The organism is Microbacterium sp. (assembly GCF_031179285.1).
Taxonomy (GTDB): Bacteria; Actinomycetota; Actinomycetes; order Actinomycetales; family Microbacteriaceae; genus Microbacterium.
The window spans coordinates 164,738-175,332 of sequence record NZ_JAPSHY010000005.1 but is presented as its reverse complement, the minus strand read 5'-3'; the positions used below and the strand labels follow the sequence as shown (position 1 = coordinate 175,332).

Sequence of the window (10,595 nt, the reverse complement as noted above, 5' to 3'; positions counted from 1 at the left end):
GGTCTTGGTGACCTTGGGCGAGCGACCCTTGCGAACCAACTGCTGAATGGTTGGCACGTTCTCTCCTCATAGTGCTGCACGGTGACAGCGTGATGGGTTTCACATCATGACCCACCGGCACGCCGGAGCCGGAGTGCTTTTGGTGTGGTGGGTATGCCGTGGGGGCAGACCGGCGAGGTGCCGACGCCCAGCGCGCACGTCAAGACGTGCACACACCTGCCCAAGTGTAATGCCGCGTAACCTGCCGGTCAAATGAGCAGCCGCCCCGCGCGCGGGGCGCTCAGGGGCTGTCGGGATCGAACGGTGAGTCCAGCGCCTGGGTCAGCTCGGCCAGCAGCGCCTCGATCTGGGGCTCGACGTGCTGCGATATGGCCGCCTGGATGTCGAGCCGGTGTCGCAGAAGGATGCCGCAGATCTCCCGCCCCACCATGTTGGCGTATTCGTCGGCGAGGGCGACCTCCTGACGGAGCGCCGCCTTCGCCTCATCGGTCAGCGGAGGCAGCGGAGGCAGCTCAGCGGACGCGTCGTCGGCCATCCCGGCGATGGTGAAGAGGAACGGCGCACCCGGCACGGGTTCGGGGTCGAGCGGTAGCCCGTCGAACTCCGGCGCCAGCCCATCGGTGGGGCGGTAGCTGCGGGCGCGGTTGCGTTCGGCCTGCTGGTCCAGCTCGTGCTGCAGCATGGGGAGATTGCGGGCGGTGTATTCGGCGACCGCATGGTCGACGATGCTCTTGATGCGCGTCGACAGTCCATGCTGCACCCCGTGGGGGACGTTCGCGCCGATTCCGGCAGCCGACAGGATCGGCGAGCCCAGGCAGCGACGGCACGGCGCGACGCGACCGCGGTGGGTCGCCGGCTCCCAGCGCGGCACCCAGCGCAACCAGGCCTCGACGGCCTGGTCCACCTGCGTCTCCAGCGATCGCTCCACAGTTACAGGGTACGGCGCGCGACGGGCGGTCGCGCCGATTCCGCCGCCGCGTGGTGCTGCGGCAGCCACCGCTCGCGCGGACGCCGACGGCGCTCGGCGGTCACTCGTCCTCCTCGCGCTCCCAGGGCCAGCGCGGTCGAGCCGATCGCGTGCGACGCAGTGCAATCCCGCCCCACGCCGCGATCGCGGCGGCGATGAACAGCGCGAGGCTCGCCCCGCGCTGCACGAGCCCTCCAGCCACGACGGTCGCCGTCACGAGATCGCCTGTGGCGATGAGAACGGAGAGCCACACCAGCACGAGGTGGATCAGCGCTGTGGCGAGCGCGATCACGGGGGCCGCCAGGAAGGACGGATGCGGGGCGCGCAGGGCGCCGCCGAGGCCGGCCGCGAAGGCAGAGACGGCAGCCAGCATCCCCACGACGCCCGGGATCGGTCCGAGGCCGGGCACCGAGATGATGTCGCTGTCCGTCACGACGCTCGCGACACCGAGTGCCAGGACTGCGAGCGCGAAGAAGCTCACCGTGGCGAGGACCTGCGCCAGGACGGCCGAAACCCCCGCGGGGTCTGCTCCGCGGGGGTTCGGCGTGGTGGTGTTCGTGATTACCTCGACAGGGTGGGGCCGGCTTCGAGGGTGCGCTCGTACTCGCGCTGCGCCTCGGCGTTGAGCTCGGTCTTACGGGCACCGCTGCGAGCGACCCACGCACCGAACCAGATGGTGAGCTCGCGGGCGAACACGAATGCCGCGATCGCGAGCGGGGCGAGCAGCTGCTCGCCGACGAGTTCCCTGCTTTCGGTCGCGGTGAGCAACCAGAACGGCGCCTCGAAGAGCTGGCCGAGGATGTGTCCGCCGTAGGCGACGGCACCGACGAGGATGCCGAAGACGACCCACAGCCCCCAGCGCCCTCTGTTGATGATCGCACCGAGCAGCCAGAAGCCCAGGAAGAAGACGACCACGGGAACCCAGAATCCCCAGGTGGTCAGCGGCGCCAGCGCGGCTTCGCCGATGTTCTCGCCGGTCACGTCACCGGCGATCGCTCGGAGTCCGAGCGATGCGCCGAGGTACAGGATGGCGAAGCTCAGTGTCGCCAGTAGGCCGATGGCCGCCGCGGTGCCACGATTGCCGCGCTCACGCGGTGGCTCGGGCGCCTGGACGAAGATCGGCTGCTGCAGCACCGGGACCACCGACGGCTCGGAGGGCACGATCTGCGTCTCGGCGTCTCGCCCGGATGCGTATGCAGCACCGGCCATCGCCGATTCCTCGCTCGCGTGCGCGGCCGATGCCGCGTACGCGTCCGATTCGGGTGCGGTCCGTCGATCGAAGACGCTCGTCTCGGAGTCGTCGGCCGTCCTCGCTTCAGCGGCGGCGACGGCTCGCGCGTCGGCGGCCTCGGCCTCTCTGGCGTCAGCGGCCGCATCCGCCCTGGCCTCGGCCCGCTCTGCCGCTTCGGCCCGCTCTGCGGCGGAGAAGGTGCCGGGGTGCGCGCGCTCGGCCTCCTCGAAGGCCGCCAGGTCGGGGTCGACCCGTGATTCGGTGCCGGTCTCAGCGGCGGTACCGGGGACGTCTGCACCCGCGGCGGCAGCGGCGTCGAGACCGGCGTTGGCGCGGTCGACGACATCGTTCACGTCTTCCGGCCGTTCGGACCGGGGAACCTCGGGGTCACTCATGGGGTGCGCCTCTCATCGGATGTGTGCAGTGCGAGGGTACCGCCGCATTCGGGCGCGTCGACGCAGGCGTGCCGACGTGTTGCCGCAACGGGGGGAGGTCGGGCCCGAATCAGGCTCCAAGGATCAGAACTGGGCTCGGCGAAGCACCTCTCCGAAGAGGTCGCCGAGCACCGGAGCGATGGGAAGCGCCAGCCACAACAGCGCGGCGACGACGCCCGCACAGAAGATCCCGGCGACCCAGCTCAGCGCGATGTTCCTGCCCCCGACACGTGCCATGCCCACACGCTACGACGCGCATCGCGGCTCCCCCGGTCTCGCGCGCCGGATCGACACGAACGCGTGTTCGGCGTTCTCGCGTCAGCGCGCGGTGTGGTGTCGCAGGCGCCAGAGCAGCCACAGACCGGATGCGGGCACCACGACGAGCGCCACGGCCATCACATTCCACCAGAAGAGGTCGTAGACCGCCGGGACCAGCGGGTTGTGCGCTCCCTCGTCCGACCGGCCCGCCGATCCGATGACGTCGGACACCCAGACGATCGCCGAGGCGAGCACGAGGACGGCGACCGGCGCCGCGATCGCGGTCACCTTCTCCCACCGCCTCCAGAGCGGACTGACGCACACCAGCGCCGCACCGACGACCCAGCCGGCGGCGGGGACGACGAGGCCACCGAACCCGAGCACCAATGCCGCGACGAGAGCGAATCCACGGCTGTCCAGTGTCGACGCCGACCTGACGGGTGCGGTCATGATCGTCCCTCCGACTCCTCGCGCGACCGGGGCTGCGCGCCCCTGCCGTTCACGCTACCGCGCGGCGCGCGTGCGCGCATCGACGCGTCCGGCTCAGCGCCCCGGCGTCCTGCACGCACTCGCGCGGCGGACGAGCCCCGACAGGGCCCGCAGGGTCATCCCTTGGTCGCACCGGCGGTGAGTCCTCCGACGATGTAGCGCTGCAGTGACAGGAACAGCGCCATCGGAAGGATCGACGCCAGGATCGCCCCGGCGGAGAACACGCTCCAGTTCTTCGCCGTCTCGGTGGAGACGAATCCGAAGAGCCCGACGGCGAGCGTCTGCTTGTCAGGATCGACGAGCAGCACGGATGCGAGCACGAAGTCGTTCATGGTGCCGATGAAGGCGAGAAGACCGACCACGGCGAGGATCGGGGCGACCAGCCGCAGGATGATGGTGAAGAAGATGCGCGCGTGACCGGCGCCGTCGATCTTCGCCGCCTCGTCGATCTCGGCGGGCACCGTGTTGAAGAACCCGTACATCAGGTAGGTGTTCACGCCCAGCGCGCCACCGAGGTACACCATGATGAGACCGATCTGCGAGTTCAGACCGAGACCGGGGAAGATGTCGTCGATCGTCGACATCAGCAGGAAGATCGCGACGAATGCGAGCAGCTGCGGGAACATCTGCACCAGCAGCAGGGTCAAGAGCCCCGCACGTCGGCCACGGAAGCGCATTCGCGAGAAGGAGTAAGCGGCGAGGGCTCCGAGGATCACCGTTCCCACCGCGGTCGCCAGTCCGATGACGATCGAGTTCACGAACCAGGCGCCGTAGGGGCGCTGCGGATCCTGGAAGAGCCGGACGTAGGCGTCGAGGCTGAAGGTCTGGAACAAGCCGTTCGCCGTGAGCAGCGTGCCGCCGGGGTTGAACGAGGCCGAGAGCACGTACAGCAGCGGGAAGGCCGAGAAGATGAGCATCGCGATGCCGACGAGGTGCCGCCAGCCCGTCTGACGGAACCAGACGCCGAAGGACCGGCGCGACGGGTGCGGCGTGGGCGCCGGCGTCATGGGGATCGAGGTCTCGGGTGCGGAGGTCAGTGTCGTTGCCATGTCAGTTGAGCTCCTCGAGGACCTTGGTCTGGCGGAACCCGATGTAGGAGATCACGCCGACGATGAGGAAGATGATGATCGAGAACGCGCTGGCGAGGCCGAAATCGCGCAGCTGACCGACGAACGCCACCTTGTAGACCATGGAGATGAGGATGTCGGTGGCGCCGACGTTGATGCTCGCATCCGAGAATCGCGGGCCCCCGGCGGTGAGCATGTAGATCAGGTTGAAGTTGTTGAAGTTGAACGCGAACGACGAGATCAGCAGGGGCGCGACCGACACGAGCAGCAGCGGGAACTTGATCTGCCGGAAGATCTGCCAGACGCCGGCGCCGTCCATCCTCGCCGCCTCCGTGATGTCCTCTGGAATCGACTGGATGGCTCCGGTGCACACGAGGAACATGTACGGGTATCCGAGCCAGAGGTTGGCAAGCAGGATCGCGCCCTTGGCGAGCCACTCGTTCTGCAGCCACGGGATCTCAGCCCCTCCGAGCAGGACCTGATTGATGAAGCCGAAGTCCTGATTGAACATGCCCGCCCAGACGATCGCCGACAGGAACGCCGGGAACGCGTAGGGAAGGATCATGATGACCCGGTAGTACTTCTTGCTTTTCATGCGGGGATCGTTGAAGACGATCGCGAGGAAGAGGCCGAGGATGAAGGTGGTGGCCACCGACAGCACCGCGAAGGCGATGGTCCAGACGGTGACGGCGATGAACGGTCCGCGGATCGACTCCTCGGTGAACGCCCGGACGAAGTTGTCGAACCCGACCGTCGTGCTCCAGCCGGGAAGCAGCTCCTCCCCCTCATCCGAGGTGAAGGCGCCGGTGCCGACGTCGCGGTAGACGACACCGGTCTCGGTGTCGGTCATCGTGCCGGCATCCGCGTCCCAGGCGAGCGCCGAGATGAACTCGTAGGCGGTTGAGCCGTCGGTCGTGCGCAGATAGCCGTCGGCGGGATCGTCGGAGACCGGAACCGCGAGCGCGGCGATCGCGGACTGATTCTGCACGATCTGCGAGAAGTCGAGCGCTGTGTACCCGTCGACGGCGACGGCCTTGCCGCCTTCGAACTCCGCATCGACCGGGCTCAGCGCCTCTCCGGTGGTGCCGATCTCGGCTTCCTCGGTCTCGGGATCGGTGACGAGCAGGTAGAACGCACCGTCACGCTCGAGCACGGTGGTGCCGTAGACGGGCGAGTCGGCGATGCTCGTCTCGGACTGCAGCATGAGGGCTGTGACCGCATCCTCCTTGGTGGAGTTGTGCCCGGTGCCGTAGTTCGTGAAGGCGATGTAGACGGTGTACCCCACCACGAACACCTGGAAGATCAGCAGGAAGATCAGACCCGGTGTGAGGTATTTCGCCGGCAGCAGCCCGGGTGTGAGATAGACGACGTTGATGGCGACGGCGACGAGGCCGACGATCGCGGCGATCACCCACGACCCGGATGACGCGAGCACCATGACGGCGTACACGGCGGCAGCGTCGAGGATCGCGAGGGCCGCGATCTTCACCAGCCACACCTTCCATCCGGCGGACGCTGCCTCGGCGTAGCGCTCGGCGCGCTTGCGACGGCGAAGCGCGGTGCGATCGGTGTCGGTGGTCGTCTCGTCGTCGAGGACAGGCGCCGTCATCGTTTCTCCTGGTTCAGCGGCTGGTGCGGGGTGGAGCGGCTCGGCGGGGCGTCGAGATCGGCGCCCCGCCGAGTGAACGGCTCAACCGCCGATCTTGGCCTGGATGTCAGCAGCCATCTTGGACCAGGTCGCCGCCGGGTCCTCGCCCTTGATGATCGCGGCCTCCGACACGCCCCAGAACTCCCACACCGAGCCCATCTCGGGGATGGTCGGCATCGGCACGCCCTCGGCACCCACGGCACCGAATCCGGCGACGATCGGGTCGTCGGACGCCTTCTCGAACGATGCGGTCAGGGCGGGGGTGCGCTTGTCCGCCTCGTAGATGGCGGTCTGCACGTCCTCGGTGGCGATGTAGTTGACGAGGAACTCATTGGCCACCAGCGTGTTCTCGGACTTCGCGTTGACGTAGAAGCCCTGCACACCGACGAACGGGCGAGCCGTCTGGCCGCCGGCCGACGGGATCGCGTCCACGGCGAGGTTGATGCCCTTCGCCTCGGCGTCGGCGACGTTCCACGGCCCGGTCAGGATGAAGGCCGCCCTGCCAGCGTTGAAGGCCTCCTTCGAGAGGTCCTGCGTGAGGTTGAGGTTGATGGTGCCGGCCGCTCCCTGCGCGCCGAGCCAGCTCGCGAACGCGAGACCGGCCTCGTCGCCGACGGTCAGCTGCGAGCCGTCGTACGTGCCGTCGGCGTTCTGCGCGAAGACCGCATTGCCGAATGACGTCTGGAAGGGGTAGAGGTGATACGGGTCGGCGTTGGCCGGGTCCAGCCCCACGACGAACGGGTACTCCGCACCCGAGGCCGCGCCCTTGGCGATCATGTCGTCGAAGGAGGTCGGAGCCTCGGGGACGAGATCGGCGTTGCGCATGAGCGCGATGTTCTCGATGGCGTACGGCAGTCCGTAGACCTTGCCGTCGTCGGTGAACGCCGAAACGGCCACCTCCTGGAAATCGGCGGCCTTGTCGCCGAGCTCGATGGGAGCGACGAGGCCGTTCTGGACGAAGCCGCCGAGCCAGTCGTGCGCGCCCACCGTGATGTCTGGACCCTTCCCGGTCGGAACCTGCGCGGCGAACTGCTCCTGGATCTTGGTGAAGTCCTTGTTGACGAGCTCGACCTTGATGCCCTTCTCCTCCTCGAACTGGGCGGCGACGTCCTTCAGCGCGGTGGCGCGGTTCGCGTCGACCCAGACGGTGAGGGTGGTGTCGCTCTCTCCCCCGCCGCTCTCGTTGCCGCCGCCGTCTCCGCCCGCGCAACCGCTGAGTGCGAGTGCCGCGGTGGCGACGAGCGCTCCCATTCCGAGCGCGGTCTTCCTGTTCACCTTCATCGGTGTACCTCTCTGTACGTGAGTTCGGGCGGGCGCCAACGGCGCCGACGTTCCCTGAGCGTTACTGCAAGCGCTTACAGTATGCATCGACGCGGCCGGGAATCACAACGCAACGCGACTTCGATACCAGGCTGTGACCGGCACCTCGCCGTCGAGTCGGGTGGAAGCGCTTCCAACACTTCGCGCACAAGGCGCTCTCGCTACACTGCCTCTATGGCTGACAGTTCCTTTGACATCGTCTCGAAAGTGGATCATCAGGAGGCCGAGAACGCCCTGAACCAGGCCCGCAAGGAGGTGGAGCAGCGCTATGACTTCAAGGGCACCGGCGCCTCCATCGCGTGGAGCGGCGAGCAGATCCTGATCGTCGCCAACACCGAGGAGCGCGCCAAGGCCGTCCTCGACGTGTTCCAGTCGAAGCTCATCAAGCGGGGGATCTCGCTGAAGAGCCTCGAGTCGGGCGAGCCTTTCGCCAGCGGCAAGGAGTTCCGCATCGTGTCGTCGCTCAAGGACGGCATCTCCTCCGAGAACGCCAAGAAGATCGGCAAGATCATCCGCGATGAGGGCCCGAAGGGCGTGAAGAGCCAGATCCAGGGCGACGAGCTGCGCGTGCAGTCCAAGAGCCGCGATGACCTGCAGGCCGTGATCGCACTTCTCAAGGGCTCAGACCTCGACATCGATCTGCAGTTCATCAACTACCGCTGAGCGCCGATCGAAGGGGACGGATGCCGCGGCATCCGTCCCCTCGTCTGTGCGGCGGCTCTCAGGGAGTGAGGCGGTGCAGGTCGCGGGGAAAGAGCGCCACCTCGCGGACGTTCGCCGCCTCGATCAGCCGCGCCACCCAGCGTTCGAGTCCGATCGCGAACCCGCCGTGCGGCGGCATCCCGTGCGCGAAGGCCTGCAGGTACGCCTCATATGCCTCCGGCGACTCGCCTCGGGCCTCGATGGCAGCGACGTACTCAGAGTGGCGGTGCAGTCTCTGCCCGCCGGTGACGAGCTCGAGCCCTCGGAAGAGCAGATCGAAGCTGTTGCTCCATCGCTCGTCGTCGGGCTGAGGGTGCGTGTAGAACGGTCGCTTGCTCATCGGGTACCCCTCCACCGCGAGGACGTCACTGCCGAACTCCTCCTTCGCCCAGTTCCCGAGCGCCCGCTCATGGGCGGGAGAGAGGTCCGGTTCGTCATCGGGCGCCCCGACGCGACGCAGCGCATCACGGAAGTGGATCGTGGGGATCTCGTCGGGAATCACCGGAAGCGCGACGTTGAGCAAGGACAGAGAGTCCACGCTCTCGGTGCGGATGTTTTCCAGCATCCCGCGGAGTACCTCGCCGAGCAGCGCAAGCACATCCCGATGGCTCTGGATGAACCCGAACTCGACGTCGAGCGAGACGTACTGGGCCAGGTGGCGCACCGTGTCGTGCGGCTCGGCACGGAAGACGGGTCCGATCTCGTAGACCCGCTCGAAGACGCCGACGAGCTGCTGCTTGTAGAACTGCGGACTCTGCGCCAGGAAGGCCTCTCGTCCGAAGAAGTCCACGGGAAAGACGTTCGCGCCCGACTCGGTCGCGCTGTCGACGAGTTTTGGCGTCTGCACCTCGGTGAAGCCGGCCCGATCCAGCGTCTGGCGGAAGCCGCGAAGGCTCGCGGCCGCGATGTCCCACTTCGCCCGCTGCGTCAGATGGCGCCACGTCACCGCTGCGTTGTCGAGGAGTGTCGGCAGGGCCGCCTCGAGGGAAGGACGCCACAGCTCCACGACCGGCGGGCGCGCAGGTTCCGAAAGCAGCTCGATCTCGGGCGCGGTGACCTCCCGTCCACCCGGTGCTTGCGCGTTGGCCGAGGCGATGCCCGAGATGCGGACCACCGTCTCCTCCGGCGGGAGCCCGCCGTCAGGCACCTCTTCCGGCCGCAGCACCACCTGCGCGAGTCCGGTGCGGTCGCGGATGATCAGGAATGCCACTCTTGCGAGCTCGCGACGACGGTGGACGTGTCCCATCAGCGTGACGTCGTCGCCGGGGACGACCTCGGACAGATGTGTCGCGAGCGTGCGGGCAGGGGTCGGTGAACGCATCATTCCTCCAGTTGTGAAAGCCCTGGAGGTGCGGGCGGGGGCTATGTCGCGGTGCCACCACACCTTCGCCGATGTCTCACCGGCCTCTCGTCGGTACGCCGGACGCGCGCGGGCTGCTCGCTCGCCTGAGCCGAGGGTCGTCACGCCTCGCAGCCACCCGACCATCGTAGTGGGGGTCGGCGTTTCTCGATCGCATACTGATATATGGGTTGGGATCCCGAAGACTGGAATCGGTTGCGCTCCGATGCAGCCGACGACGCGATGGCGCGTGCTGCGCGGCCGCCCCTGGCGCTCGCGCACTCCGGATCACGACGCCAGCCGTGGGGACCCGGCACGGCGACGGTTCCATCCGTCGCGTCGCCTGCGGCCGGCGAGCGCACTTCGCTCGCCGGCCGCAGACTTCGAGGGGGCGCACCCGCCGGGTCGATCTGCGCGTCACCGTGTTGGCATCGAGCTCGGGTTCGTGATGTAGTGGCGTTCTGGGCTGTTTGGGGCGCCTGGAGAGACGTGCAGCTGGGGGGCAGTTTCATGAACGGACGTTCGACGAACATCGGCGACAGCAAGAAACTGCTGGGCGAAGAGGTTTTCCGTCACATCGGCGCGCAGATCGTCGACGGGACGCTGAGGCCGGGGCAGCGCATACGCGACACCGAGGTCGCCGAGGAGTTGCACGTCTCACGTACTCCGGTGCGAGAGGCGCTGCAGCGACTTGAGCGCCTCGGACTGGTGACCATGTACCCCAGTCGCTACACCGAGGTGACCGAGGTCACCCCCACTGTCGTCGAACAGACGCTGGAGTTCGCGGGATATCAGGCCGGAGCTGCCGCCCGCATGAGCTTGCCGCGTATGACGGACGAGCAACGAGCTCACGCGGCAGGACTCGTCGACGAACTCCTCACCTCGGGGGAGGACGACTCGCGCATCTCGAACTCTCGCTGGGCTGTGTTCTCCTACCTGAGCTGCCATAGCGGCAACGCTCAGCACCGGGCGCTGATCGAGGACGCAAGCATCGCGCTGTTCCGGAACCTGGGTGACTGGCGCGTGCCGGAAGAGGACAGGGAGCGGATGCGGCGGATCTACGCCGAGTTCCGGGCTGCGGTGCTGCGCGCCGATGGCGACGAGGCCGAGCGGCTCGTTCGCGAGATGCACTACGTATGA

Annotated in this window: 11 protein-coding genes; 2 read left to right on the top strand and 9 right to left on the bottom strand. The window is 67.7% G+C overall.

All coding sequences use genetic code 11. The features are described from left to right. Positions 1 to 280 precede the first annotated feature (280 nt). The 8 genes from RIN18_RS05330 to RIN18_RS05295 all read right to left on the bottom strand — a co-directional run bounded on the left by RIN18_RS05330 (position 281) and on the right by RIN18_RS05295 (position 7,375). Positions 281 to 928, bottom strand: coding sequence for a spermidine/putrescine ABC transporter substrate-binding protein (locus tag RIN18_RS05330; RefSeq protein WP_309102911.1), 648 nt, complete (start codon positions 926 to 928; stop codon positions 281 to 283). Between the two features lie 100 nt (positions 929 to 1,028). Continuing rightward, positions 1,029 to 1,448, bottom strand: coding sequence for a hypothetical protein (locus tag RIN18_RS05325; protein WP_309102910.1), 420 nt, complete (start codon positions 1,446 to 1,448; stop codon positions 1,029 to 1,031). 80 nt (positions 1,449 to 1,528) lie between these two features. Continuing rightward, positions 1,529 to 2,593, bottom strand: coding sequence for an ABC transporter (locus tag RIN18_RS05320; protein WP_309102909.1), 1,065 nt, complete (start codon positions 2,591 to 2,593; stop codon positions 1,529 to 1,531). Between the two features lie 123 nt (positions 2,594 to 2,716). Continuing rightward, positions 2,717 to 2,869 (bottom strand): hypothetical protein, encoded by a 153-nt coding sequence (locus RIN18_RS05315; RefSeq protein ID WP_309102908.1) that lies wholly within the window; start codon positions 2,867 to 2,869, stop codon positions 2,717 to 2,719. A gap of 81 nt (positions 2,870 to 2,950) precedes the next feature. Then, positions 2,951 to 3,340 (bottom strand): hypothetical protein, encoded by a 390-nt coding sequence (locus tag RIN18_RS05310; protein WP_309102907.1) that lies wholly within the window; start codon positions 3,338 to 3,340, stop codon positions 2,951 to 2,953. A 155-nt stretch (positions 3,341 to 3,495) separates the two neighbouring features. Continuing rightward, complete coding sequence (locus RIN18_RS05305) at positions 3,496 to 4,428, bottom strand: sugar ABC transporter permease (RefSeq protein ID WP_375163494.1); 933 nt, start codon at positions 4,426 to 4,428, stop codon at positions 3,496 to 3,498. Between the two features lies 1 nt (position 4,429). Continuing rightward, entirely contained in the window at positions 4,430 to 6,055 is a 1,626-nt protein-coding gene (locus RIN18_RS05300) for an ABC transporter permease subunit (RefSeq protein ID WP_309102906.1), read from the bottom strand. Between the two features lie 81 nt (positions 6,056 to 6,136). Further along, a complete protein-coding gene (locus RIN18_RS05295) occupies positions 6,137 to 7,375 on the bottom strand; it encodes a maltose ABC transporter substrate-binding protein (protein ID WP_309102905.1) in 1,239 nt (412 codons plus the stop codon). Between the two features lie 213 nt (positions 7,376 to 7,588). Here RIN18_RS05295 and RIN18_RS05290 point away from each other — a divergent pair, with 213 nt between their 5' ends. Then, positions 7,589 to 8,077, top strand: coding sequence for a YajQ family cyclic di-GMP-binding protein (locus RIN18_RS05290; protein ID WP_309102904.1), 489 nt, complete (start codon positions 7,589 to 7,591; stop codon positions 8,075 to 8,077). Between the two features lie 58 nt (positions 8,078 to 8,135). On the opposite strand, the gene aspS is transcribed toward RIN18_RS05290, so the two are convergent. Then, positions 8,136 to 9,437: an aspartate--tRNA(Asn) ligase gene (aspS, locus tag RIN18_RS05285; RefSeq protein WP_309102903.1), complete on the bottom strand. Its 1,302-nt coding sequence runs from the start codon at positions 9,435 to 9,437 to the stop codon at positions 8,136 to 8,138. 528 nt (positions 9,438 to 9,965) lie between these two features. On the opposite strand from aspS, the gene RIN18_RS05280 reads away from it, so the two are divergent. Then, positions 9,966 to 10,595, top strand: coding sequence for a GntR family transcriptional regulator (locus RIN18_RS05280; protein ID WP_309102902.1), 630 nt, complete (start codon positions 9,966 to 9,968; stop codon positions 10,593 to 10,595).

Bases quoted from the DNA above. Each gene is read 5' to 3' on its own strand.
- RIN18_RS05315 (WP_309102908.1), bottom strand. From the start codon at position 2,869: ATGGCACGTGTCGGGGGCAGGAACATCGCGCTGAGCTGGGTCGCCGGG.
- RIN18_RS05320 (WP_309102909.1), bottom strand. From the start codon at position 2,593: ATGAGTGACCCCGAGGTTCCCCGGTCCGAACGGCCGGAAGACGTGAAC.
- RIN18_RS05310 (WP_309102907.1), bottom strand. From the start codon at position 3,340: ATGACCGCACCCGTCAGGTCGGCGTCGACACTGGACAGCCGTGGATTC.
- RIN18_RS05280 (WP_309102902.1), top strand. From the start codon at position 9,966: ATGAACGGACGTTCGACGAACATCGGCGACAGCAAGAAACTGCTGGGC.
- aspS (WP_309102903.1), bottom strand. From the start codon at position 9,437: ATGCGTTCACCGACCCCTGCCCGCACGCTCGCGACACATCTGTCCGAG.
- RIN18_RS05295 (WP_309102905.1), bottom strand. From the start codon at position 7,375: ATGAAGGTGAACAGGAAGACCGCGCTCGGAATGGGAGCGCTCGTCGCC.
- RIN18_RS05305 (WP_375163494.1), bottom strand. From the start codon at position 4,428: ATGGCAACGACACTGACCTCCGCACCCGAGACCTCGATCCCCATGACG.
- RIN18_RS05290 (WP_309102904.1), top strand. From the start codon at position 7,589: ATGGCTGACAGTTCCTTTGACATCGTCTCGAAAGTGGATCATCAGGAG.
- RIN18_RS05300 (WP_309102906.1), bottom strand. From the start codon at position 6,055: ATGACGGCGCCTGTCCTCGACGACGAGACGACCACCGACACCGATCGC.